The organism is Peribacillus simplex NBRC 15720 = DSM 1321 (assembly GCF_002243645.1).
In the GTDB taxonomy this organism is placed as follows: domain Bacteria; phylum Bacillota; class Bacilli; order Bacillales; family DSM-1321; genus Peribacillus; species Peribacillus simplex.
The window spans coordinates 3,360,632-3,385,475 of record NZ_CP017704.1; the positions used below are offsets into that span (position 1 = coordinate 3,360,632).

Genomic DNA, 24,844 nt, shown 5'->3' on the forward strand with positions numbered 1-24,844 from the left:
TAAACAGCCTTACAGTAGTCGTGCTTCCCTGTAATCAGGAACCGTGCTGATAAGATCCTTCAAAATGAGGAAGCATACCTAAGATTTTTAGATCTTAGAAGATAAGGTTAAAGACTGTATAAATGTATACCGAATTCAATCTAGGAATGTAACCTTTCTTTCAATTGTTGTGGAAATCCTAAGAATTCTAGAGCAGTCGTGAGATTGTGATTAGTTTATTGAGGAAGGTTAGTTCATTCGAACTGTACTTAACGTTTGTATCCTTTTTGAATAAATTACTCCTGTAAAAGCCAGATTATTAACATAGGAAATATGTGTGATAAAAATGAGGGTCCTCTATGAACCAAGCTGGTGTTAATGAAAAGTATAAGGTATCGCCATTCTATGTGTTATTTTTAGTGCACTCCATGCAAACTGGATTAGGCGTGTTAAATTTTCAAAGAGATTTAGCTAAGGCGACGGGAACAGATGGCTGGATCTCCATACTCCTAGCCGGACTGATTGTTCATGTATTAATTTGGGTTATATATAAGATTTTCAGTATTGTTCCTGGTGATCTCATATACGCTAATAACCATGCGTGGGGTAAATGGATTGGGAATTTCTTTAGTCTCTTATTCATTCTGTACTTTTTCGCCCTTGGTATGACGATCATAATCGGCTATATAAATGTTGTACATGTTTGGATGTTTGACGAGGTACCTTCTTGGGCATTTGCTTTGGTTTTCCTGATTCTGATTTATTACATCATTACGGGAGGGTTCCGAACCATTACGGGTATTGCCTTTTTAACTGTAATCTTTTCATACTGGCTTTTAATTGTACCTCTATATGGCTTTAAATACGCGGATTTCACCGGAACTCTTCCAATATTCGATCATACATTATTGGAAATAATGAAAGGAACTAGAAGTACTTCATTATCAATGCTTGGTTTTGAAATGATCCTGATGTTTTATCCGTTCATCAAAAATGCAAAAAAATCACAAAAGTATGCTCATGGAGGAGCCTTGGCCACTACGTTATTGATCCTATTAATTTATTTTGTTTCGACAGTCTTTTATTCACAGGAACAGTTGGTCCTTACCCTATGGCCAACACTCTCATTGACCAGTGTCATTGAATTCCCCTTTATTCAACGTTTCGAATACATAACTGTTTCTTGGTGGGCCATCGTCATCATTCTCAACATGGTCATTCCTTTGTGGGCTGCCAGCAGGGGTGTCAAGCGCTTATTCAACGTCCAGCAAAAGTATCCCTTATGGGTAATGTCCATAATCATACTACTCGTCAATATATTCTTTTTCGATGTCGATTCCTTATTTATATTAAATAAAATGATCAATCCATACTGGGTGTGCTTCCTTGTTATATACTTGCCTCTTCTTTTGATCTTAATAAGCATAAAAAAGTGGAGGAAACGTTTATGACAAATTATCATTTAATATAAAAAGCAAAGAATTAATAATATATTACTCAGTCAAATTCGAAGAAAAGAGAGTTTGCCTGCAGTTTTATTCTATAATAGCTAAAGGTACTCTAGAGGATCTTTAATTTTAATTAAAAAAATACGAGCGAAAGTTAATTCACTCGTATTTTTTTAAAACGATAGCTGCATTATGACCTCCAAAACCAAATGAATTTGATAGACCAATACTTATTTCCACTTTACGAGCAACACCTGGTACATAATCTAAATCACATAATGAATCAGGCTTTTCTAAGTTGATGGTTGGAGGAATAATTCCTTCCTGTAAACTTTTTGCCAAAGCAATTGCTTCCACGCCTCCAGCTGCACCTAACATGTGACCAAGCATAGATTTATTGGCTGTTATTGGGATTTGATAAGCTTTTGATTCAAATAGTTTTTTAATTGCCAGTGTCTCAGATCGATCTCCAACTTCTGTACTTGTTGCATGAGCACTAATAACATCAATCTCTTCAGGAGAAATTTTTGCATTTTTCAAAGCCATTTTCATTGCAAGATAGGCTCCTTTTCCTTCTGGGTGTGTAGCTACCATATGATAGGCATCAGAACTCGCACCATACCCAATGACTTCTGCATAAATTTTTGCATCTCTACGTAAAGCGTGAGACAAAGATTCCAAGATTAAAATTCCTGCTCCTTCGGACATGACAAATCCATCTCGATTTACATCAAAAGGACGGCTAGCTTTAGCTGGATTATCGTTTCTCGTTGATAATGCTGTAGCATTACCAAAACTAGCTAAAGATAAATCTGTTATAGCTGCTTCTGCTCCTCCTGCAAAAACGGCATCAGCTTCTCCAAAGCGAATAAGTCTGAATGCTTCACCAATAGCTGTATTTCCGATCGCACAAGCAGAAACAGGGGACATAGTAGGTCCCATTGCGTTCCACTTGATACTAATTTGGGCTGCGGCAGCATTTGAAATCATGGCTGGTACCAGGGTTGGACTAACTCTTCTTGGACCTTTCTCTCGAAGAGTATCCACATTATCAATCAATGTTTCAATTCCTCCTATCCCCGAACCAACATATACGCCAAGTCTTTCTAGATTGATATCATCAATATCTAAATTAGAATCAGTCCAAGCTTGTTCAGCGGCAGCCAAAGCAAATTGAGTAAAGCGATCTAGACGTCGTGCTTCATTTTTCCCTAAAGTATCATCTGCATTAAAATCACGAATAACTCCTGCAATTTTTGCTTTATGATTGCTTACGTCAAATGTATCAATAGAGGAAATGCCCGACTTCCCTTCAGTCAGATTTCTCCAAAATTTTTCTACGTTGTTTCCAATAGGAGAGACTACTCCCATTCCGGTAATAACGACTCTTTCCATTTTTCATCACTCCAAATGAATAGTATACTTGTATTATACTTCGGAGTTATCCTATTACAAGTGAGTGTTTATCCTGGTATAATAACTACTAGGTTAAATTGTTATGATGGAGGTTTTAGAAATGAATGATAAAACCAGACTGGAAGCTTTGTCTTCATTTTTGAAAACTAAGCGATCCCAAATAAAGCCTGAATCTATAGGTATACCTGCAGGTACACGGAGAAGAACACCTGGCTTACGAAGAGAAGAAGTTGCACATTTGGCGGGAGTTAGTACTACTTGGTATACGTGGCTAGAGCAAGGTCGGGATATAAAGGTCTCTACAAGCGTATTGGATTGCATATCTACAGCTCTACAATTAAATAAAGATGAACGAGAGTATCTATATGATTTAGCTTTAGAAGTGAAATCATCCATTATTCATCGAAAGAAGGATCAGCCAAAACTTAGTCCTTCTTTGGAAAGAATTTTAGCTGAGTTAACGTATTGCCCTACTATCATTACAGATCGACATTGTCATATTGTAGGCTGGAACAATGCTGCTGCTCATGTATTTTTAGATTTTGAACAACTCCCAGATGACCAACGAAATTTGATCCATCTAGTTTTTACAAGAAAAGAATTAAAATCATTAGCTGTGAATTGGGAGCATTTTGTTAAAGGATTTCTTTCCATTTTTCGTGCCTATTATGGTCACTACTTAGGTGATGAATGGTATAACCTATTTATTAAAGAAATGAGTAATTCTCACCCGGAATTTCAATCTTTATGGCAAGAAAGTCAAGTGAGCAAAGCTCCAGAAATGATGATTGAATTTAGACATGCTAAAGCCGGAAAGATGCTGTTTAATTTAACTTCCCTCCAAGTCCAGGGGGACATGGACTTAAGGTGCAGTATCTATACACCAGTAGAGGGAACAGCTACAGAAGATAAATTAAAACGATTAATGAAAAAAATCTCCATTGAAAGTTCATGATCCAGCATATTTACTGTGCCGAAAAATTCCAACTAAGGTGTTTTTTCTTATTAAGCTAACGGTTGCGTAGCTTAAGATTGGAACTGTCTTTTAGGTAGTTTTTTCTTTATGGAACTATCGTCGCAGGTTAGTTCAATAGTGGTTTCTGATTTTTATACCAATTTCGGGACGGGTTATCGTAGACAAGCTTGAAATTAGGTGTTTAAGAGCTAGGAGAACTATCCTATGAATAGTCGTAAGACAAAAAGTTGAATTGACTTTAGATAAAATTCATTAAAAAGTATCCTTAAAGGTAAGGATACTTACAACTTATATTTCATTTTTCTTCATTCTCTGTCCCCAAGGCTTGAACACTGATATTATAAAAAGCGTTGTTAGAAAAATTATTTGTAAAACAATTCCTGTCATTAGTTGGTAGTGGTTTACAAAGAAGGCATCACTTAAAAACTTATCTGAGTCATTGAAACCTTTTAAGGTCCAAAAATAAATAAATAAAAATCCCAATGCCATACAAATCAACGTGATGATTTCCTTGAAAATAATCCAATAAAATTTAAGTAATCCCCATTTTGTTAGAATGGAAAGTAAAAATCCAGTAATAACTGTTCCAATAATCGAAACTCTACCTGCAGTTTGTTCAAGCCGCAACATGCTTAAATAGTACGCTTTTATTGTCCCAATATCATTAGTCATTAGGACACTGATACTTAGTATTAAAAAAGTTACAGTAACGCCAAGCCAGATGGCAGAAAATAATATATGTGCAGTCAACCACCATTTTTTCTGAGTTAAAGATAAGTGTTTCAAATAAATCTCTCCTTAAAGATTTACAATAGGTATTTGTTTATTATTGCTATTAAAGAAATTATAGCATTGAGGAGGTAAGGTACAAGTATGAGTTTTATCTATAACAGGAATTTAAAAACGGAAACCAGAACAATCTTATATTACTAACCGATTTATGGGAAGAAGCAAACATCCACCATTACTTAGCCGATAAATATTGATTAAAAATGATATCTTAGAAAGTAAGTTAAGATATCATTTTTAAGCTAACGGGTGCGTTAGCTGAATATCAGTGCTGTCTTTGAGGCAGCTTTTTTTATGTAACTATCGGGGAAGGTTAGTGAAAGAACAAAGTACATTTATTTTAGATATGTCTAAATCTGTAGTCCTTTTAATCTCAACTTTTACGTTAATCTAACCTGAATATGGAAAAATGTTCGTTTTTTGAAGGTGATTCATTTTTTTTGTTGTATTTTTAATAATTGGTAGATTAATAAAAAATATAGCGAAAAATGGAGGTAAATTCACATGTTTAACAATTGGAAAAAAACACTAATGGCTGGAATGATCAGCTTATCCTTGCTAGGTACAGGGTACGTCGGTCACGACCTAATCTCCTCGCAAAACGTATCGGCTGAACCCGCATCAGAAAATGCACCAGGGCATTTGAAAAATGTTGAGACTTCGCAGCTTGATGAAATAATCGAAAGAGGATACATTCGGGTAGGAATGACCGGGGACTACAAACCTTTTACCTATTTGAACCCGGAAACAAATGAGTATGAAGGCATCGACGTGGACGCTGCCAAAGAGCTTGGCAAAGACCTTGGTGTGGAGGTGGAATTTGTCGCTACCACATGGCCTACGATGATGAAAGACCTGAAAGCGGACAAATTTGATATCGCTGTGGGCGGTGTGACTCGCAACACAGCCAGACAAAAAAGCGCTTATGTATCCCAAGGTTACCTTTCATTCGGTAAGGTGCCTTTGATTCGCAAGGAAGATAAAGACAAGTATCTTACCATTGAAGATATCAACAAGCCTTCTGTCCGCATCGGCGTAAATCCAGGCGGAACGAACGAAGAATTTGTCCTTCAGTATCTAAGCAATGCTAACGTAACGGTTGTAGAAAACAATCTTGATATCCCACATCTTGTTGCAGAAGGTACGTATGATGTTATGATCACAGACACAGTAGAAGCAATGCTTTATGCAAAAGCTGATCCCAGATTGTATGCAGCTCTAACTGACAAGCCTTTCACAAACAGTGAAAAAGGTTATATGATCCCACGAGGTGATTTCATTTATGCAAGCTACTTGGAAATGTGGATGGATGAAATGAGGCTCCAGGGAAAATTTGATGCACTCTACAAAAAGTGGATGGAATAGAATATAGAGGTGCGCCCAAAAGCTACCCGTAATACTTTCGTGTCAGTTTCTAGGGTAGCTTTTTTTGAATTAAAAAGAGCAAATTACTTCGCCTTTTTCTTGTTTCACTAACGGAGCTTTACTTGGAAAGTTGCTGAAGCAACCTTTTTGTTATGCAACTAACGGGGCAGTATAGTTGAAAAAGGAACTTAAATTTAAATCTCGAATATCTAATGTAATCGGATAGCAAAAAATTTGATGACAGACAGGAGTTAGATACGATGATAAAAGGTTTTGGAGGAATATTTTGGATAACTAAGAATCTTGAAGTTATAAAAAAATGGTACAGTGAAGTGTTGAAGATTGAAATAGAAAATTGGAATGGGACTGTGATAAAACCCCAATTAGGAAATGAGACTATCTTTTCTTTCTTTACCGAGAATGACAGTCATTTTCCAACAGAACAACAAGTGATGTTAAATTTCCAAGTACATAATCTAAACGAGACTATTAAGCATCTTGAACAAATTGGTGTACCTCTTGCAAAGAAAAAAGAGATTAGTGAATTTGGAAAGTTTATTTGGATTGAAGATCCTGAAGGTCGACTGGTCGAGCTTTGGGAGAAATAACGAGTTGTAATTCATTTGCTATTGAGCTAAAGGGTGCGTTAGTTACATAGGATGCCAAAGAAGACCACTTATAGGTGGTCTCTTTTATTTGTTCAAAAATCAACATTAATCTTTAACAAACCCAAAAATTAAAGCAGCCATTCGGGTGTTCTCTTTTTTTGCGCCAGCGGAACGTATGTTCACATCTACAGTGAATTAGGTTAATGTTGGAGCGTGGGATTGGACATTGGGGCAGATTTCAAGACATGATAACGCAAGCTAATAAAACTCGTCTTTTATATAGTCTGCTACAACAAAATGTATCACCTTTTTCATAGAAGCTCGTTCTCAATTACTTCAAAATTTTCGCATATAGAGGTATCGAAGCGAACCGATCCCTTGCTCTCCCCATCGCATGCGTGTGGGGGGACATTATTTCTCTCTTCTTCTCTCTTGTTGCCCTTTTTATAGTACCATGAAGTGTCGTGTGGGAGACACTCTGTTCCACCATGAGGGAACTTAACTAGCACTTCGAATTTGAAGATTTAACTCTACAAGAGGGTCATTGGTCTAGGACAGTATAAAACACTGTAGCGGAACTTAATGGGTTTACTTTAGGAACGCAAACAATAAAAATAACTTTGGAAAGCACAGGCAAGTCTATTGTGCTTTGTAATCGCAAAATTGGGTTTTTCTGTTAAAATAAACTTGGTAGATTGTGAAAGCAAATCTTAAATTAACGGGGCAGTTTACTTGAATAAGGTTACAAATATCCAAAGTTTTCCGATTGTTTATTAAAATAATGAGCTGTCATTAAGGTAAAAAGGGGACAGATAATGGAGAATATTAATCAGTTAAAACGAGCTATTTCAAAACTTGATGAACGTGAGGTAAAGGCTCTTCTAAATTTAATATTTATACGTTCTGAACAATGTGAAGAAGATGAAATGATTCGAATTCTACAATCAATGAAAAAATCATTGATTCAAGTTTCGAGAAATGAAGAGAAAAAAGAACATCCACAAACGGTACATATTGTATTTGGTGATTCGACTGCAGGTAGCTTAAAATTCGCATTTCGTAAAACTACTTATGCAAAAACAGAAGAAATCATTGTGTTACCCGATATTTTATCGGTTGGTCCAATTGAATCACTTCAAACAAAAGAAGGGATAGAAAATCGTTTTCAATGGTTTAAGGAAAACTATCGTGATGACTTCAAAAATCTTGAAGAATATAAACAGGGTATGTTAAAAGCAATCGAGAAAATAAAAGCGATACCACCTTATCAAAAGGTGATTATTTGGACATGTGAGAACGCTGCTGAGCAAACAGGTCTGCGTATTGTCCTTTATATATTGCAAAATAAAGTCAATGATGTGTTCGAACTCAATACGTTTAAAGCATTTCACGAGTTCTTTACATATCCTATGTTAGAAGAGGAACAGTTTCCTCGTTCATCAGGAGAATTGACTCCCGAAAAACTGCTTCAATTTTATGAACAATTTGAGCTTAGACCAATGAATTTTGCAAAACGTAATGCTCTCAGTGACGAAGGACAGAATTTAATGCTGATTGAAAATCATTTGAGAACATGGGAGCATGGTGAGCTTAGGGATTCAAATATTGAACGAGGTGATGATTTTATCATTCATTGTGCAAAGAAATTACATAAAGAACAAGGTACATATGATTATATGAAGTCGGCACGTTTGATTGGTGAAGTCATTGGTCATATGCAGCAATACACTGGAGATGAATGGATAGAATATCGACTCCGTGATTTAATTTCAAAAGAAATATTTGAATATCGAGGGGATTTAAGTGCAATGCGACTATACGAAGTGAAATTAAAAAAAGAGTTACTTCACTAACGGGTGCGTTAGCTGAAGATCGGAGCTGTCTCTAAGGCAGCTTTTTCTTATGGGGGTGCCGCCAAGAGTACCGCCAAAAAGGTCGGGCAAATACTGCCCGACCTTTCAACTATACCCGACTACATAGTTAATGGGATATTTATAATACGAAACTATAAAAATATCATTCCTCAATATGTATGTAGATTAGTTTTACTTTGCAAATAAGTGGTTGCCTATTCTAATGACTGTTTCCCTAGTGAAAATCCATTCATCTGTTGCCGAGACCGGATTATAATAATAAACAGAACCATCAGTAGGATCCCAACCTTGTAATGCATCAATAACAGCTCGATAAGAATAGCTATTTGGGGTCAAATAATATTGCCCATCATGTACAGCTGTAAAAGCATTTGTCTGGAAAATAACATCGTAAGTATTTTTAGGGAAACCTGGCGTTGACATTCGGTTCAAAATTACTGCAGCGACAGCTACTTTTCCTTCATAAGTTTCTCCTCGAGCTTCTCCATGAACAACCCTGGCCATCATTTCAATACTATTTAATTTTTGTTGTGTTTGGAATCCAAAAACTCCATCTGGTAATAGTCCAGAATCTAGTTGAAGTTGTTTCACTGCATGATCAGTAATTGAACCATAATACCCTGTTGGTTGACTGTTAAAGTAACCCATTTTCTTTAAATTTTCTTGTAAGCCATAAACCGCTTGTCCTTGACTTCCATTGTGTAAAATTTCTTGAGCAAAGATTGAATTTGGTATAAAAAACATGAAACAAATAAAAACAACAAACGATATTTTTTTTACATTTAACATCAAATAATTTCACATCCTTCGATTCATTTTCCTACTATTCTACATTATCATACAATAAAAATAGATTTATCTTACATTATTCCTATTTTAAACCAAAAACTAAAGAAATTTCAGACGAATTTGTCTGTTTATTGGGGTACCGCCTATCGCCATCAAGCTAAGAAAAAGGATTATACCCATAACGAAAAGATAAGCTATTCTTTCTGTAAATACTGCAGAAGATAGCTTTTTTCGTTTTGGGGTATAAAGAAATTTTAACTTGATGGGCATGCGGCAAGACCCCTTATGGAACTACCGGGGCAGGATAGTTCATAACACAAATTGGAAAATGTTTTTTTATTTGGACTAGAAGTTATAATTAAGAGATAAAACAAAAAAATCCCAACAATTAAGTAGGGAATGAATTTTAACTGGTGAGTTGTGTTAATTAGAATATGGCTTCACGCATTTTATGTGTTTCTGTTTTTTATATTTCGGGCATATAGTTTCTTTGTTGAGCAAAGAAGCCTTTTTTTGTTATGGATATATTTTTGTCCAATTACTGTTCGTGTTACAGATTCTGAACAAGAATCTTTCCTTGTACTTTTAATATTTCATCTTATAATATTTCATCTTATTTAGAAACATTAGCTACTTCTTTATATTTTCTAATGCTCTATAAGCATTTGCTTCTCCTGAACCAAATGAAGCATCTTGTCCATTCTTTCCATAGTCAAGAGCTGTTTGCTTAATACGTGCTGTTACTTGGGCAGGTTTATACTCCGGATGAGCTGCCTTAATGACTCCTGCAATTCCAGCTACTTGAGGAGTGGCCATAGAAGTACCAGCATTAAACTCATATGAAGTACCTAAATAGGTAGGCCAAGTACTTAGGATTAAGTTACTTGGATCAGCCGCAGCAGGATCATTGGTTTCTGCATATTTAGGCCCATAATCTCCTCCAGGAGCTGCCACGTCAATACTGTTTCCATAATTAGAGTAGAAAGCAAGCTGTTGAGTTGACCATTTTGTGGAGGCAGACACATTAATAACTCCTGGCATTTGTGCTGGTACTACAGTTGCAGGCCCTTTCACGCTCATTCCATATGGTTCATACATTTTATTTAAAAATTCGTTTACTTCCTTCTTGTCATCCAAATTTAAACTTTCATTACCACTACCGGCTACTACAGTTACTCCATTCTTTACTGCATATTGAATTGCTCTCTTCCAAAGTAACGTTTCAGCGACTGATTTATAACTTTCTCCCTCAATTGTCATTTTGGTATTATTATAGAAACGAAGAGACATATTAATAACATCTACCTTGTCATTTGTTGCTGCAATAATTCCATCTATAATCCAAGCTGGTAATCCAAGGGCTTGCTCTGAGTATAATACGCGATAGGATCGGATTCCTAAATCTGGTCCTACACCGTTTACTTTACCATTTGCTCCAATGATCCCGGCAACGTGAGTACCGTGCCCATTGCGATCTTTTATATCAGTAGGATCACCGGTTTCAGATTCATCCATTCCAGCAGGAACAAGATTACGTCCACCTATTATATTATTCTTTAAGTCAGGATGAGACTCATCAATTCCAGTATCAATCACTCCCACCACTGCTTTATGAGTAATACTACCATCTTTATTTTTATATCCGCCTGTTTCTAAATCATATGATTTCCCGTCGTTGGTCACCCTTTGAATATCCCATTGGGAGTCCCAATAACTCTCTGAATTTTGCTGGCTGATGATACTAGACTCATAGTTATAAGGGCTGACTGCTGTTTTGTCTAAGGTTAGGGGAATTTCTCTGTTAGCAGCTTCTATTGAAGAATTACCTTTTAGGTTTTTAAGAAAAGAAGGCTCGTCAGATTGAGCTTCTATTCCTCCAACTTCGGGAAGAACTTTGGTTACTTTACCACCAGCTTTCCGTATTACCTCTTGATAATTCTCTGGTAATCCACTTTTAAAAGCTATTGCGTATGTGTCATTCATCTCCTGATATTGACTCTTAGCTTGGGTAGGAACACCACCAACGGACAGTATCCCTGCTCCTACTGCAATCGAAAGTACCGTATGTAGAATTTTCTTTTTCATATGTCTCCTCCTATATATGGAAAATATTCATCGTATACTATCTTAATATACAACAACTTAAATTCCAAGTTTTCCTAATAAATCTCATATTATTGAAATTGGCAGCTCTTTTTCTTATGGAACTATCGGGGCAGGATAGTTGAAGAGTGCTCTTTGACTTTTATTCAACAATTGGGCCTGTTTGTTGAAGAAGGATATTTTCTGTTTTAAGAGAATTAGAATTTAAGAATACAGGTTATTGCAAAATAACAGGAACATAGGAGGTATGAGATATGAAGATCCTCAGAATAGATCATGTAGGTGTAATCGTTAATGATCTCTCTGCTGCTAAAGAGTTTTTTCTCGATTTTGGACTTGAAGTGCAAGGGGAATGGGAATTGGAAGGAGAGTTGATGGATCAGATGAGTGGGCTTAATGACGTTAAAGTAGCATGTGTAGGATTGGGGAAGCCAGACGGTCAGGCATGGATAGAGCTAATTAAATTTTATACGCCGTCAGATGAAAAAGATATTCAGCAACCTTTTGCAAATACCCTGGGTATCCGGCATATTGCATTTGCTGTTGAAGATATTGAAGCTGTTGTTGCCAAATTGAAAAAGAAAGGTACGGAAATCTTTAGTGAGATACAACACTATGAAGAAAGTTATAAGTTATGCTACTGTCGTGGACCAGAGGGAATTATTTTAGAGTTGGCGGAGCAAATCAAATAAATTAAGGGAATTTATAGTTGTTGGGCCAATTGTGGATTTAAAATAAAGTCACGATGTTTATAAAAAAGATGCGATGTTTGTAAGAAAGATGCGAAGTATTGATTAAAGTTGTGATACTTTATCTTTTCAATCAAAGATTTCTAAATGAGTTTTGATTAAACTTTTTGAGAAAACGGAGAGTCCATTCAAAATGGTTTCCTATTATTAGCCATAGCTTGTGGGTTTACAGAAAATTTTTAATCAATCTTTATTCAAAACCAACACCAATAATTGATGGATTTTGACATACCGCCAGTGAAATATGTAATCACGTCGATAAAGTTGTTCCGATAAGAATCGCTTTTCTTAATGAACTAGCAGGTGCATTAGCTGAAGATCAGAGCTGTCTTTAAGGCAGCTTTTTCTTTATGCAACTAACGGGGCAGGTTACTTGAAGAAGAGCTATGTTAAAAGTTCAACTAAATTCACTAATTTATGGTAACGTTAAATTAATGAATTTTATTAGGGGAGCTAAAATTATGGGTATTATAGTTTCAATCTTTTACGGCTTTGTTGGTTTAGTTATTCTATTTTTTATTGTTCAATATGCCATTAATAGTGGGATTGACAATTCTAAAGAAGTTAAGGCTTTTCGGTCCGAACTTAAAGAAATAAAAAAACAACTCAATGATTTAGGTGGAAAATAAACACATAAGCAATTTTTCTTATTCAAGAAATGGTGCGTTAGCTGAAGATCGGAGCTGTCTTTAAGGCAGCTTTTTTGTATGAAAATATATTCGTAAAAGGCCATACAAAATAAGCCCACCATATTCTAATTTTTTGAAGGACGTAAATGTGCCATATCGTTATATTAACTGGTTATGCAGTTTGTTGTTCAGATGGAGCGATTGTATAGCCTTTCTTTTTTAGGTATTCGATCATTTTTAATTCTTTGTTATTTTGTTTTTCTTCAAGGTAATTTGAACCTAGTTCATGATAGGGTTCTCCTGTTTTTAAGATGTTATAAGCGATCGTTAATAGTAAATGAGCAGAAGCGATTCGTCCCTTCATTTTTCCCTGGCGTTTGGTAATCCTTTTTCGATGTGAAGCAATTCGATTATTTTGCCTTGATGTCGCTAGTACACACTCTACAGCCATCGTTTTCAAAGCTTTGTTACCTTGTGTGGTTTTACTCGTTTTTTTTTACCAGCACTTTCGTAATTTCCGGGACTCACACCAGCCCAAGAGGCAAGATGTTTAGCCGACTTAAATACGGACATATCAACGCCCATCTCTGCAATAAAAGTAGCTGCGGCAGCTTTGTTAACACCAGGTATACCATCCAATAATTCTACTTCCTTACGATATGGGGACAGGAGTTGATCGATTTGTTTTTCCAATTCTTCTATGGCTTTTTCTAAATAACTCATATGCTCCCAATGGTAACGCAACATATCACGGTGATGACGGCGAATACGACCATTAATTGCATTTGCAATGTCAGTAATACTTGCTTTTGTTCGCCAATCCACCATTTTTCGAAGACCATCGGTCTCTATTTTTTCACCGTTTAGAATCGCTTCAAGGATACGGCGTCCCGATACACCAAAAATGTCTGATAATACGGATGTTAGCTTGATATTAGCATCTTGAAGAATTTTGTGAATGCGATTCTGCTCTGAAGTGCGATGATGAATCAATTTTTTTCGATAACGAGTAAGATCTCGTAAATCACGAATATCCTCCGGTGGAACAAAATTACTTTCAATAAGTCCACATCTTAGAAGCTTGGCAAGCCATTCGGCATCTTTCACATCAGTTTTACGACCTGGAACATTTTTGACATGTCTGGCATTGGCAAGAACAAGGTGAAAAGAACCCTCAAGTATATTCCATATTGGTTTCCAATAGACTCCGGTACTTTCCATCACAATATCGGATACCTGAAGGGTAGCTAGCCAATCACTTAAAGCCAAGAGTCCCGTTGTTGTAGTTGAAAACGTTTCAATAGAGGTTTTTGGCTTTTTATCTAATGGACCAAATAATACACAGGCTACTACTGTTTCTTGGTGTACATCTAGGCCAGCACACCGTTCAATCATTGCTTCCATAGGAGAATCACCTCAAAAAAAATTAACAATACATATGACAGGAGATTTGTTACAAAAATTTTTGTATACGTACTAGCAGTACACTAAATGGTTCTTCAATACTGTCACAACCAGTTTCTTATACAGGGTATCTTCCTTAAGATCCACCAAAAAAAGTTCAGCCTGGTTGTATTGTTATCATCCATTATCGTCAAGGAGTTAAAGGGTTAGACTCTATTTTGAGTTTAGATTTTCGTAGTAGATGGTGGCGGCGAGGAGCGCCGTCATAGGAGTTTCTTATGGAACTAAACCAGCTAATAGTTTGTCAACATTTTTCAATAAAAAGATAAAAACATACGTGATATACTAATAATAGGCATACCAAATAACCTTCCTTCAGACTCTCATTTGGAAGGTTTTGTTCTTTTTAGTTAAATATAAATTTTAAACAATATCTTGGAAAGTCATTTTGTTCTTTAATAGAGCGAAAATCCAGTGTAAGAGCTTATTTACACAGGCTATGACGGCTACCTTATAAGGCTTTCCTTCCTCACGTTTCTTGTCATAAAACACGCGTAGCTTCTTATTTCGAGGGATAATTTCATCAGTTGTCTTAGACTTCCGGCAATCACGAATAGCACAACGAACCGCCATATATAAGGCATGTCGAAGTCTGCTAGAACCTCTTTTAGTGATTCTATTTTTGGTAGCTGTAAACTTACCGGATTCGAATACACTAGGATCAACTCCAGAGAAAGCTACAAGTTTTTTAGGATTATTAAATCGATCTATCTCACCAATTTCAGAAATAATCGTTGCCGCGATCTTTTCTCCGATACCTGGGATAGATTTGAGGATCGTATATTCTTCAATTTCTTTAGCGAGGGCGTCTATCTCTGCCTCTAACTTTGATAGATGCTCTTTGTACTGAAGAAGAATATTTATATACATACCAAGGCTTAAAATATGACTCTGATAGACTGTCTTTTCAAAAGGGTTACGAGCTGCCGCAGCTTTAAGCTGAATCGCTTTTTCATTTGCCCATTTAATTGATCTACTCTTGCATAACTCAAATATCCTTGCTGTCATTGCTTCTTCACTTGCCTTCAAAATGTCCTCTGAAGAGGGGAACTCTGAAAGAGTTAAGAGTGACACCACAGAATATAAATCTCCAAAAACTCCTTTATATTCAGGAAACACTTGTTCAAGCACTGCCTGAAATTGAAGCTTTGTTTGAACCATAACGCCAGTTATGTTTTCATGTTGTCTTGTGAGATTACGAAGGTTCAATAACTGGACTCCACGCTTTTTATATGGCTCTAATTCTTCTTTATAAAACAACTCACAGAGAAGATAGGCATCAATGGCATCTGTTTTTACCTTTCTTAAGCTTGATCCTCTTGCCTTATATGAAATCAATGGATTAATGATAATCAATAAATATCCTTGTTCTTCCAAGTAATGAACGACTGGAGCTTGATAATGTCCAGTGGCTTCTAAAACGACTGAAGGCTTCTGACCAGACTCTTTCTTTACATCCTCAAGAAACGCTACAAGTAAATTAAGCCCCTCAACAGTATGAGTTATTTTAAAACTCCTTTGATAAGGTTTACCCTTATCCAAAAATGCTTGAACCTGACTTTCCCCTTTTGAAATATCCAGACCAACGACTGGATTCATTCTAAATCTCCTCCTGATCTAGTGGATTACCGGTACCCCTATTTCTCCTTGCAGTGTCACAGCTTCGCTTGTTATACGAGATCTACGTCCCAACCAGCCTAATCATGTTTCTACAAGTAGGGGGCAAACTGTTTAGTTGACGGGGTCTATCCCCACGAGCAGGTACGTTTTGCCCCGGCTACCGTTATAATAAAACCATATAAAAAATGGTCAACCAGAAATATTTTCTGGCTGACCTTATAATACGAACGGGGCAGGTTAGTTGCATAAGGAACCGGATAGCTATAAAAAAGCAAACTCTCCAAAACTAAGGCGAGTTTGCTTTTTTATTTGAAAATAACGAGGTCAAAACAACTGTCATTTTGGTTCAAAATTTCGGAAAAGAACTTCAAAACGGAACCCTTTATAAATAAGTGACTTTTTTTACTCTACTCTTTAAGTCTCCTTTTTAAAGTTTTCCTAACGAAATAAATCAAAAATAGATCATTAATCTTCATATGCAGAAGAATTACAATTTCTTGACTTAGAGTAAACTCTAAGCATTATTCTTTCTTTATAACACAAATTAAAAAAAAGAAGAAATAGACATATCAGATTTAATGGAGGCGGTTATATTGACATATTCTATTGGAGAATTTTCTAAAATAGTTGGGCTAAGCGAACATACATTGAGGTTTTATGAAAAAGAAGGGTTAATAAAAGTAAATAGAGACAATAACAATGTCAGAATTTACTCGGATGAAAATAAATTATGGATTGAATCCTTGCTCCACCTAAAAAATACAGGGATGTCACTAAAAGACATGAAACGATTTGCCATGTGGGGGCATATGGGGGATAAAACAATGGAAGAAAGATTAGCTCTGCTTAAAAAGCATCGCATAAAAGTAGTGGAAGAATTGGAGAAGATTCGTCAAAGTTTAGAGCATTTGGATAATAAAATAAATTTTTATGAAAATGAAGTAGGAGACTGTTTCTCTTAGAAATTAAGCAGCTGGTTGTTTTTTTTCATTTGCATCATTTGATAACCCTCGTACAGACAGCTTTCTACATCGTGTTTTTATCGAAAATAAAAAACACTTGCGTTAGAGTGCTCTCTAAGGATTAACCTATTCTTGCACCATTTAATACATGAAGGATTAATCAACCTTTACAAAAACTAACAATGTTAGATCGATACTATTCAGAAAGAGGTTAAAAAATGAACGGAAAATATAGCAACTTATTTAAATCTTTTACATTTAAAAACGGGATTACCCTTAATAATAGAGTGGTTATGGCACCAATGACAACTTGGTCCAGTAATGATGATTACACGGTTTCGGATGAGGAATTAACCTATTACAAAAAAAGAGTAAACGGAGTAGGACTTGTGATTACAGGTTGTACACATGTGACTCCAAACGGGATCGGTTTTACAAATGAATTTGCAGCTTATGACGATACATTTACGCCGGGCTTACGTAAATTAGCTGAAGCCGCGAAAAGTGGCGGAGCTCCTGCAATCCTTCAAATTTTCCATGCAGGTAACAAAGCACTACCGGACTTGACACCAAATGGTGAGGTTGTTAGTTCCAGCGCTTTAGAGACTGAAGCTACTGGATTTGCACCTTCAGTGCTACCTAGAGAGCTTTCCCATGTCGAGATAATGGAAGTGATTCATGCATTTGGAGAAACAACAAGAAGAGCAATTGAAGCAGGTTTTGACGGTGTTGAACTTCATGGGGCTCATGGGTTTTTAATACAAAACTTCTTCTCACCTTTCTTCAACAGACGAGAAGATCAATGGGGAGGATCATTAGAAAATCGCATGCGTTTCCCACTGGCAATCGTTCAGGAAGTAAAAAATGTCATTGAAAAGCATGCAACAAAACCGTTTATTTTAGGATACAGAATATCTCCTGACGAACACCAAGAAGGCGGTTTGAGAATGAAGGATACCTATGCATTGATTGAAAGCTTGATTGAAGAGGATGTTGATTATGTGCATGCTTCATTGGCTGATGCTCTTTCTTCAAAGCCAGTCGACAGTCAAGATGAAAAGACATATCTTGAGTTAGTTGTCGACCATGTAAACGGACGAGTTCCTGTACTGGCTGCTGGTTCTATGGTAACTCCGGATGATGTTGCCAAAGCATTGGATAAGGGACTTACCCTAGCTGCAATTGGCCACGCGTTAATTATGAATCCAGACTGGGTTGAAAAGGTTCAAAATGGACAAGTGTCTGAGATCCAAACAGCGATAAAGGCTTCAAAGGTTAGTGAGCTTGAGCTTCCAGAAAAACTTTGGGGCATCATTCAAGCTTCAGGCCCATGGTTTAAGATTGAGGAATAATTTAGAACTAATGGTTGATTAACTACGGGCAAGAGAGGTTTGCGATGTATACCTTCAGTTGTATGATCTACAAATGACTCCTGGAGAGTCGATGAAACGTATATCAAAGTAATAGGTCAATGAATGTATCTGTATCGTGCAGTGGATTCCAAAGGAAACACGATTGATTTTTATCTCAGTAAAACAAGAGACAAAAAGGCTGCAAAGCGCTTCTTCAAGAAAGCTTTGCGGTCTTTTCATGTTTCTAAGCCTCGTGTCATGACGGTCGATAAGAATCCGGCTTATCCAATAGCAATTGAAGATTTTAAAAAAGAGCTGATGGTATGTAACTTAGACAACAGAAGTACCGGAATAACCTATTGGAGCAAGATCATCACATTATAAAGAAACGAGTCGTTCTATGCTAGGATTAAAAACGTTTCGAACCGACAAACAAATCAACTTTGAAGTGGAGGTGATGCATATGCTGAAAAAAGGACAACTTCAACAAGGGGTGAAGTCTGTCCAAGGCGAGATTGAATTCACCAATAAATTATTTGGAGTAGCCTCATCATTCATAGATGAAAAGGATATTGAGATTCTATGTTTCTAACAGGTCATATTTGCAACAGAACAACGATTTATAAATAAGTATCAGCTTTAGACCATTTTATAACCTAATCGTTCTACAATTACCTAACAATTTGGGCGAATTGTCCGATACAAAAGTTTTTTTTTTACATAGGTTAATAAAAAGTATGATTACTCCAGTGGTGTCGATTAATCACGGATAAATAAAGAACATATTCAACATTAGAGTAAAAATTATGATTGTATAGGGATACGACCTGATATTGGAACATAATGAATCTGTCGTGACCTTACCCTTATTTTGGCGGAAAATACTTTTATATATCATAGGAGGGGTTTTCATGGAGAAAATTATAATTGTGCCTTGGGAAGAAGATGAACTTACTCATGAGTTTTTTGTTCCTGAATATATTGAAAAAATGGCACTAGAAGTTCTTGAACATTACGGTTTCTCCGTTCAGAGCATGCAAGTTGTCACAACAAAACCAGATAAAGGTGGCTCTATATGGAAATTAGAAACAAGTTCAGGGCCAAAGAGTTTAAAACTTTTACACAGAAGACCTACAAGAAGTATGTTTAGCTTAGGAGCTCAAGAATATTTAGTTAATGTTAAGGAAGCAAGAGTACCGCCCATCGTAAAAACTAAAGATGGAAATGATTATGTTGAGGCTGGAGAAAAATTATGGTTCGTCGCTGAGTGGATCGAATCATTGGCACCTGTAACAAAAGATTTGGAAGGAGCCAAACACCTTTGTAATGCTCTCGGCGAATTCCACCTTTTAAGCAAAGGTTATGTTCCACCTCAACAAGCTGAAGTTGCATCTAGATTATATAAATGGCCAATGACTTATCAAAAAGTTATTAATAAAATGGATTGGTTTCGAAACATTGCTAACGCATATGAAGAAATGCCTGCAAGCCCCTATTTACTGAATGTTTTAAATCAATTTGAAGAACAAGCAATAAGAAGTTTAGAGAAATTAAATGAATCAAGCTATTTAGAGTTAGCACAACAAGGAAATGAATATTGGGGATTAGTGCATCAAGATTATGGCTGGTCAAATGGGCAAATGGGCTCTAATGGAATGTGGATTATTGACCTTGACGGTGTTGCATATGACCTTCCTATTCGAGATTTGAGAAAATTGATTACCGGCACAATGGCAGATTTATATAGATGGGATGCAACTTGGGTAAGAGAAATGATCCAGTCCTATCACGAGGCAAATCCAATTTCATCGCAACTATACGATATCTTAATGATCGATTTATCTTCTCCAAATGAATTTTACAAGAATATTAAAGAAGTAGTATATGATCCTGAATTATTTCTAAATGATCAAACAACAACTATGATTCAAACAATTGTTGATACCGATCAGACAAAATGGCCAGTTTTAGAAGAAATTAAAGGTGATTGGAAGGGAATAGAACAAACATGAAAATTTTAATGATTTGTACCGAAAAGCTTCCTGTTCCTCCAGTACTAGGTGGTGCCATTCAAACCTACATCTCAGGCATCCTGCCATATTTAAGTAAAGTCCATAATATTACGGTTTTAGGAATTAATGACCCATCACTCCCTGATCAAGAAACGATTGATGGAAACCAGTATGTACGTGTACCTGGAAAAATATTCGAAGTATATCGAGAAGAGGTTATTAGCTATCTTGAAGCAAATCATTTCGATCTAATTCATATATTTAATCGACCTCGACTAGTCCTGCCAGTCCGACAAGCAGCACCTAATTCAAAAATTATCCTCAGCATGCATAATGATATGTTTAATCCAGAGAAAATCAATCCGGAAGAAGCAAAAGCAGCCATAGACGAAGTTACAAATATTGTAACTGTCAGTGATTATATAGGCAATGTCATAAAAGAGTTATATCCACAAGCTTCATCAAAGATTCGCACAATCTATTCTGGTGTAGACACCAATCGATTTCTACCCGGTAGTCACTCGAAAATGCAAAAAATTCGTAATGAAATACGAAAAACAAACGGTCTTGAAAACAAAACGGTCATATTATTTGCAGGAAGGCTATCAAATAATAAAGGAGTCGATAGGCTAATTCGAGCATTACCTGAGCTTTCAAGTAAATTTAAGGATTTAGCTTTAGTTATTGTCGGAAGTAAATGGTTCAGCCAAAATGATGTTACTGATTATGTAGCTTATGTAAGAGCATTGGCAAAAAAGCTACCTATCCCAGTTGTTTCAACAGGTTTTGTATCACCTAGTGAAATACAAAATTGGTTTACTGCTGCTGATTTATTCGTATGTACATCAATATGGCAAGAACCACTTGCACGCGTCCATTATGAAGCAATGGCTGCAGGACTTCCAATCGTAACAACTGCAAGAGGCGGAAATCCAGAGGTTATTCGTATAGGAGAGAATGGGCTTGTAGTAGAGAATCCAGAAGATCCTGGATGTTTTACAGAAAAGATTACAGAAATTCTAACAAACAAATCACTAATGAAAAAAATGGGCGAACGAGGCAGAGAACTTGCCCTTTCCTTATATGAATGGAATCGAGTAGGATCTGAAATACTTGAAGTTTGGAAAAAATAACTGTATAGACCAAGAAAAGTGTATATGAACATGGATGACACTATATTGGAGTTGCTCGTACATGAAGGTCACTGGTGCTGCAGGGTTTATCGTATCACATTTATATGAACAATTACTAAAGGATACGAGAAACACAATTATTGGCGATGATTCATTTGCAGGACCTACCCCTACTATCCCTAATAAGCTAAAGCTAGTTAACCTTAAAGCTCTCCAGAACCACCCCAAGTTTCAATTTATGCAACAAATTTGTCAATGACACTCCTTCTAAAAAGCAACAATCTTTACTAAATCAGCCTAGGGAAAGTTATTGTGTCGCAGTTCGAAAAAATTGTGGTAATAAATAGGATGGCCCTTGTTTAACTTTCGGGGTGCTTTAGCTGAAGATCGGGGCTGACTTTAATGCAGCTCTTTCTTTATGTAACTAAAGGTTCAGGTTAGCCTTAACCTGAACCAAAAATATTATTGAAGCGTATTTAGATTTTGTGCACTTAATAAACTTACAACTACATCTCCAATTTGTCTGCCTAACCTTAAGCCTTCATTGTTATCTACGTTAAAATGTACGCCAGCGTACAAACGAGATTGAGCACTTTCTTCCATTAATTTTTTTATTTCGGATGACTCTTGAGGGAAAATATAACTTAATACTGCCTCTGCGCATCCCGCCACAGTAGCGTGTGCAGAAGGGTAAGCTGGAAAACGTGGGGTAAACAACACAGTAGATAGATTTCTGCCATATTGATTTGGACGTGCAACATCCCAATGATATTTAAAAAACCACGTCATAACAAATGTATCATTCATAGCAGCGTGGAAATATCCCTGCACCCTGGCAACACTCGGTGATCCTAGCTTATGCTTTTCAGCTAACTTGAAAATTAGAGTGGTAATTTTCGCGGTTAATTCACCTGTTCCCCAATATTGTGCGATTCGTATTTGCGGGGAAGTTAATGACTTTAATGTTTCCTCTACAATGAATAACTCTGTTTCCCAATCAATATTTTCAGGGTTGTTAATTCGCCAAATAATACGTTGATGAAAGGGGTCTAGGAAATCATTGTCTCTTCCCCTTGAAATAAAAAACATCGGCCAATTTCTTGCTTCTGGAGAACCTTTAGGTGGGATACTCTCCCCTGGGTAAGGATATTCTGTCCATCTTCTATAACTTGTTCTCATAAAGACACCCCCCTAATAAATGTTCTCCTTGTTCCTTATGATTGAGAGTATTGAAATATGACCATTTAACTTTTTGCCCCCTAATCAGAGGAGAAAGATCAGGGGAGACTGTCGAAGTTGGTTCTTTTTTTCAAATGTGAAGTTATACAACTTAAGATGTGTTTTACTTCGTGTCACTCCAATTTCAAATGAACTTTTTTGATTGAGCCATTTTATACCTTTAAGCTGATTCCCCCAAACCTTTACAATATAAATTAACATTTCGGAGTTTTATTTGAAAAATTTCCAAATTTTCAAAGGTATTCAAATGATCATGTCCTGAAATAATAAGAAAAACACAGGAGAAGAAACCATATGATCAGAAAAAAATGTTATAAAGAATTTATCGCTATTTTTACTTTTATATTTGTCTTAATGGTGAATCATTCGGTCTATGCAATTGAATGGGAAGATAAAGAAGTACCAATTAACTTTAAAATTGAGATATTACCTTGGGAGATAGTAAACAACACTATTCCTAATAGAACAAATTTCACCATTATAGACATTGAAACGGGATTATCATTTAAGGTTCAACGAAGAGCAGGTAGTCATCATGCCGATGCTCAGCCACTAACCAAGGATGATACTCAGATTATGAAGAAAATTTATCATAATCAATGGAGTTGGAAAAGAAGAGCGATTATTGTATTAATTAATAATCAAATGATCGCTGCCTCTATGAATGGAATGCCACATGGTGCCGGTGCTCTTCAAAATGGTTTTTCAGGTCACTTCTGTATTCATTTCTATGGAAGTTTAACACATCGTTTAAAAAACGAAGATCCCGCTCATAAATTAATGATATTGAAAGCGGCCGGTAAGCTTGATGAATATTTAGGCACGGTAAGTCCCTACGAACTTATCCATATTTTCACCATTGCCATGAATCAAGGAGATAGAAAATTATTATCAATGACTTTATCAAATCCGGATCATTCCAATCGTTTCATTAAGCTTGCTGAAAGTATTACATACTTTGGGGTTAGAGATTTTTCAGGACAACCACTTGAAGACGCAAACGGGTTAATACTCGTGGATGTACCGGTTCAAGTGAAGATTTATAAAGAGAGAGAAGGGAGTGAAAACAAGATCATCCATTTTATGATCCGAAGGGAGAGTCTGACTGATCGTTGGTTCATTGATCAAGATGCGATCTATGAAGACTTAAAATAAGATTTGTGAAGATTCGAAAAAATAAATTCCAATCCAGTGTGGGGGTGCATTCGATGCGATTATCATGGATTGCCGGACTTTTACTATTCGTTCAACCAGTGAATATTTCTGAAAGCTTATCGGTAACCCACCAAGGACAAACGATTGCTAGTGTCAACCATGCTGATATTACTATGCCCTTACTGGATGTTCCTATCATGGACGTGGATAAATTCAATCAATTTGTCGAAAAAATAGACCGACAAGTGTACCAAAAACCTGTAAATGCCACAATAGACAAACAAGGTAATATTCTTCCTGGGCGGGTAGGTTACAAGCTATACCATCAAGCATTTAAAGAGCAATTTTATTCCTTTTTGTACAGTAGTGGAGCATACAAAATAGAAGTACCTTTGCTTGCTATTCATCCAAAAGTTGACAGCGAATTACTTGCGGAGATTCGTGAAAAAAAGATAGGTGAATATAGAACTTATTTTAATGTGAACAACAAAAATCGTACAAATAATATCTCGCTTGCTACAGAAGCCATTAATAATTATGTCGTGTTTCCAGGAGAGGTGTTTTCTTTTAATCAAGCCGTTGGCAAGAGATCAGTAGATAAAGGATATATGCTCGCTCGAGTTATCGTTAAAGGAGAGTTTTCTGAAGGGGTTGGTGGAGGAATATGTCAGGTGTCATCCACCCTGTTTAATGCTATCGACAATGCAGGGTTGCAAACTATTCAACGCTATTCCCATACTAGGAGCGTTCCGTATGTTCCATCTGGCCGCGATGCTACAGTAAGCTGGTATGGTCCTGATTTTAGTTTTAAAAACAAGTACAATCAACCTATCCTAATCCGAGCTACAACGCAAGGAGGAATGGTAAGTATCATGGTTTACTCTTCAGATATGATAAATTATAAGACACGAAAAGTGCCCGCTGCTTCAAATCAGATATCAAAAGAACGGATTGTTTTTTTATAAAATCACCTACTATAATATTTCTGTAAAATTCATTTTCAATCCAACAATATGGACGGAATACGCAATAGCACCGCCGTTGTATAATTTCTGAACCTTACCTTGCACCTAATCTTCGGATCTATAAATGAATTTCACCAACAATTAAATCCTGATACTGGCTATAGAATTGTTTCCTGGCTGCAGGAGTGACAAACTCCATTATGCCGGCTGGCTTTAT

Annotated in this window: 21 protein-coding genes and 2 pseudogenes; 15 read left to right on the forward strand and 8 right to left on the reverse strand. The window is 36.4% G+C overall.

All coding sequences use genetic code 11. From position 1 onward, the window contains the following. Window positions 1-338: 338 nt before the first annotated feature. On the forward strand, window positions 339-1,430 hold the full coding sequence (locus BS1321_RS16185) for a GerAB/ArcD/ProY family transporter (protein WP_063236160.1): 1,092 nt from the start codon (window positions 339-341) through the stop codon (window positions 1,428-1,430). Window positions 1,431-1,586: 156 nt separating this feature from the next. On the opposite strand, the gene fabF is transcribed toward BS1321_RS16185, so the two are convergent. Then, entirely contained in the window at window positions 1,587-2,822 is a 1,236-nt protein-coding gene (gene fabF / locus BS1321_RS16190; RefSeq protein WP_063236159.1) for a beta-ketoacyl-ACP synthase II, read from the reverse strand. 121 nt (window positions 2,823-2,943) lie between these two features. Here fabF and BS1321_RS16195 point away from each other — a divergent pair, with 121 nt between their 5' ends. Beyond that, entirely contained in the window at window positions 2,944-3,798 is an 855-nt protein-coding gene (locus BS1321_RS16195; protein ID WP_063236158.1) for a helix-turn-helix transcriptional regulator, read from the forward strand. 309 nt (window positions 3,799-4,107) lie between these two features. On the opposite strand, the gene BS1321_RS16200 is transcribed toward BS1321_RS16195, so the two are convergent. Continuing rightward, complete coding sequence (locus tag BS1321_RS16200; RefSeq protein ID WP_063236157.1) at window positions 4,108-4,605, reverse strand: hypothetical protein; 498 nt, start codon at window positions 4,603-4,605, stop codon at window positions 4,108-4,110. A 507-nt stretch (window positions 4,606-5,112) separates the two neighbouring features. Here BS1321_RS16200 and BS1321_RS16205 point away from each other — a divergent pair. The 3 genes from BS1321_RS16205 (at window position 5,113) to BS1321_RS16215 (ending at window position 8,434) form a co-directional block, all read left to right on the forward strand. Next, window positions 5,113-5,973: a transporter substrate-binding domain-containing protein gene (locus BS1321_RS16205; RefSeq protein ID WP_063236156.1), complete on the forward strand. Its 861-nt coding sequence runs from the start codon at window positions 5,113-5,115 to the stop codon at window positions 5,971-5,973. Between the two features lie 260 nt (window positions 5,974-6,233). Beyond that, window positions 6,234-6,581 (forward strand): VOC family protein, encoded by a 348-nt coding sequence (locus BS1321_RS16210; RefSeq protein ID WP_094246618.1) that lies wholly within the window; start codon window positions 6,234-6,236, stop codon window positions 6,579-6,581. 815 nt (window positions 6,582-7,396) lie between these two features. Beyond that, window positions 7,397-8,434 (forward strand): DUF1835 domain-containing protein, encoded by a 1,038-nt coding sequence (locus BS1321_RS16215; protein WP_063236577.1) that lies wholly within the window; start codon window positions 7,397-7,399, stop codon window positions 8,432-8,434. A 192-nt stretch (window positions 8,435-8,626) separates the two neighbouring features. On the opposite strand, the gene BS1321_RS16220 is transcribed toward BS1321_RS16215, so the two are convergent. Both BS1321_RS16220 and BS1321_RS16225 read right to left on the reverse strand, forming a co-directional pair. Next, the gene (locus tag BS1321_RS16220; RefSeq protein WP_063236539.1) at window positions 8,627-9,244 is read right to left on the reverse strand and encodes a cell wall hydrolase; all 618 of its coding nucleotides are present in this window, start codon (window positions 9,242-9,244) and stop codon (window positions 8,627-8,629) included. Between the two features lie 630 nt (window positions 9,245-9,874). Beyond that, window positions 9,875-11,329, reverse strand: coding sequence for a S8 family serine peptidase (locus BS1321_RS16225; RefSeq protein WP_063236538.1), 1,455 nt, complete (start codon window positions 11,327-11,329; stop codon window positions 9,875-9,877). A 272-nt stretch (window positions 11,330-11,601) separates the two neighbouring features. Here BS1321_RS16225 and BS1321_RS16230 point away from each other — a divergent pair, with 272 nt between their 5' ends. Beyond that, on the forward strand, window positions 11,602-12,039 hold the full coding sequence (locus tag BS1321_RS16230) for a VOC family protein (protein ID WP_063236537.1): 438 nt from the start codon (window positions 11,602-11,604) through the stop codon (window positions 12,037-12,039). Window positions 12,040-12,557: 518 nt separating this feature from the next. Further along, a complete protein-coding gene (locus tag BS1321_RS16235; RefSeq protein ID WP_155726554.1) occupies window positions 12,558-12,725 on the forward strand; it encodes a hypothetical protein in 168 nt (55 codons plus the stop codon). Between the two features lie 172 nt (window positions 12,726-12,897). Here the strand turns inward: BS1321_RS16235 and BS1321_RS28190 are convergent, their stop codons facing one another. The 3 genes from BS1321_RS28190 to BS1321_RS16245 form a co-directional block, all read right to left on the reverse strand. Next, complete coding sequence (locus BS1321_RS28190) at window positions 12,898-13,185, reverse strand: hypothetical protein (RefSeq protein WP_063236593.1); 288 nt, start codon at window positions 13,183-13,185, stop codon at window positions 12,898-12,900. Beyond that, window positions 13,182-14,129, reverse strand: coding sequence for an IS110 family RNA-guided transposase (locus BS1321_RS16240; RefSeq protein WP_232522694.1), 948 nt, complete (start codon window positions 14,127-14,129; stop codon window positions 13,182-13,184). The genes BS1321_RS28190 and BS1321_RS16240 overlap by 4 nt, the downstream gene beginning before the upstream one ends. 423 nt (window positions 14,130-14,552) lie before the next feature. Beyond that, window positions 14,553-15,788 (reverse strand): IS110 family RNA-guided transposase, encoded by a 1,236-nt coding sequence (locus BS1321_RS16245; protein WP_094246619.1) that lies wholly within the window; start codon window positions 15,786-15,788, stop codon window positions 14,553-14,555. A 614-nt stretch (window positions 15,789-16,402) separates the two neighbouring features. Between BS1321_RS16245 and BS1321_RS16250 the strand changes: the two genes are divergently transcribed. From BS1321_RS16250 to BS1321_RS27855, 6 genes and pseudogenes are all read left to right on the forward strand, one after another. Beyond that, complete coding sequence (locus tag BS1321_RS16250; protein ID WP_063236413.1) at window positions 16,403-16,771, forward strand: MerR family transcriptional regulator; 369 nt, start codon at window positions 16,403-16,405, stop codon at window positions 16,769-16,771. 218 nt (window positions 16,772-16,989) lie between these two features. Next, window positions 16,990-18,123: an NADH-dependent flavin oxidoreductase gene (locus BS1321_RS16255; protein WP_063236414.1), complete on the forward strand. Its 1,134-nt coding sequence runs from the start codon at window positions 16,990-16,992 to the stop codon at window positions 18,121-18,123. A 69-nt stretch (window positions 18,124-18,192) separates the two neighbouring features. Further along, window positions 18,193-18,715, forward strand: a pseudogene (locus BS1321_RS16260) (IS6 family transposase); the annotation flags it as partial. Window positions 18,716-19,034: 319 nt separating this feature from the next. Continuing rightward, window positions 19,035-20,135, forward strand: coding sequence for a CotS family spore coat protein (locus tag BS1321_RS16265; protein WP_063236415.1), 1,101 nt, complete (start codon window positions 19,035-19,037; stop codon window positions 20,133-20,135). Next, window positions 20,132-21,265: pseudogene (locus BS1321_RS16270) on the forward strand (glycosyltransferase family 4 protein); the annotation flags it as partial. The gene BS1321_RS16265 and the pseudogene BS1321_RS16270, both read left to right, overlap by 4 nt. A gap of 64 nt (window positions 21,266-21,329) precedes the next feature. Next, a complete protein-coding gene (locus BS1321_RS27855; protein WP_063236417.1) occupies window positions 21,330-21,527 on the forward strand; it encodes a hypothetical protein in 198 nt (65 codons plus the stop codon). Window positions 21,528-21,730: 203 nt separating this feature from the next. Here the strand turns inward: BS1321_RS27855 and BS1321_RS16280 are convergent, their stop codons facing one another. Beyond that, entirely contained in the window at window positions 21,731-22,447 is a 717-nt protein-coding gene (locus tag BS1321_RS16280) for a vanadium-dependent haloperoxidase (protein ID WP_063236418.1), read from the reverse strand. Window positions 22,448-22,801: 354 nt separating this feature from the next. On the opposite strand from BS1321_RS16280, the gene BS1321_RS16285 reads away from it, so the two are divergent. Continuing rightward, window positions 22,802-23,662: a hypothetical protein gene (locus tag BS1321_RS16285; protein ID WP_063236419.1), complete on the forward strand. Its 861-nt coding sequence runs from the start codon at window positions 22,802-22,804 to the stop codon at window positions 23,660-23,662. A gap of 53 nt (window positions 23,663-23,715) precedes the next feature. After that, on the forward strand, window positions 23,716-24,627 hold the full coding sequence (locus BS1321_RS16290; protein ID WP_063236420.1) for a VanW family protein: 912 nt from the start codon (window positions 23,716-23,718) through the stop codon (window positions 24,625-24,627). Window positions 24,628-24,844 lie beyond the last annotated feature (217 nt).

What these genes read in the sequence shown, in the direction of transcription:
- BS1321_RS16285 (WP_063236419.1), top strand. Translation starts at nt 22,802, where the DNA reads ATGATCAGAAAAAAATGTTATAAAGAATTTATCGCTATTTTTACTTTT.
- BS1321_RS16195 (WP_063236158.1), top strand. Translation starts at nt 2,944, where the DNA reads ATGAATGATAAAACCAGACTGGAAGCTTTGTCTTCATTTTTGAAAACT.
- fabF (WP_063236159.1), bottom strand. Translation starts at nt 2,822, where the DNA reads ATGGAAAGAGTCGTTATTACCGGAATGGGAGTAGTCTCTCCTATTGGA.
- BS1321_RS16280 (WP_063236418.1), bottom strand. Translation starts at nt 22,447, where the DNA reads ATGAGAACAAGTTATAGAAGATGGACAGAATATCCTTACCCAGGGGAG.
- BS1321_RS16255 (WP_063236414.1), top strand. Translation starts at nt 16,990, where the DNA reads ATGAACGGAAAATATAGCAACTTATTTAAATCTTTTACATTTAAAAAC.
- BS1321_RS16210 (WP_094246618.1), top strand. Translation starts at nt 6,234, where the DNA reads ATGATAAAAGGTTTTGGAGGAATATTTTGGATAACTAAGAATCTTGAA.
- BS1321_RS16290 (WP_063236420.1), top strand. Translation starts at nt 23,716, where the DNA reads ATGCGATTATCATGGATTGCCGGACTTTTACTATTCGTTCAACCAGTG.
- BS1321_RS16265 (WP_063236415.1), top strand. Translation starts at nt 19,035, where the DNA reads ATGGAGAAAATTATAATTGTGCCTTGGGAAGAAGATGAACTTACTCAT.
- BS1321_RS16235 (WP_155726554.1), top strand. Translation starts at nt 12,558, where the DNA reads ATGGGTATTATAGTTTCAATCTTTTACGGCTTTGTTGGTTTAGTTATT.
- BS1321_RS16225 (WP_063236538.1), bottom strand. Translation starts at nt 11,329, where the DNA reads ATGAAAAAGAAAATTCTACATACGGTACTTTCGATTGCAGTAGGAGCA.
- BS1321_RS16220 (WP_063236539.1), bottom strand. Translation starts at nt 9,244, where the DNA reads ATGTTAAATGTAAAAAAAATATCGTTTGTTGTTTTTATTTGTTTCATG.
- BS1321_RS16240 (WP_232522694.1), bottom strand. Translation starts at nt 14,129, where the DNA reads ATGGAAGCAATGATTGAACGGTGTGCTGGCCTAGATGTACACCAAGAA.
- BS1321_RS16230 (WP_063236537.1), top strand. Translation starts at nt 11,602, where the DNA reads ATGAAGATCCTCAGAATAGATCATGTAGGTGTAATCGTTAATGATCTC.
- BS1321_RS16185 (WP_063236160.1), top strand. Translation starts at nt 339, where the DNA reads ATGAACCAAGCTGGTGTTAATGAAAAGTATAAGGTATCGCCATTCTAT.
- BS1321_RS27855 (WP_063236417.1), top strand. Translation starts at nt 21,330, where the DNA reads ATGAAGGTCACTGGTGCTGCAGGGTTTATCGTATCACATTTATATGAA.
- BS1321_RS16245 (WP_094246619.1), bottom strand. Translation starts at nt 15,788, where the DNA reads ATGAATCCAGTCGTTGGTCTGGATATTTCAAAAGGGGAAAGTCAGGTT.
- BS1321_RS16205 (WP_063236156.1), top strand. Translation starts at nt 5,113, where the DNA reads ATGTTTAACAATTGGAAAAAAACACTAATGGCTGGAATGATCAGCTTA.
- BS1321_RS16215 (WP_063236577.1), top strand. Translation starts at nt 7,397, where the DNA reads ATGGAGAATATTAATCAGTTAAAACGAGCTATTTCAAAACTTGATGAA.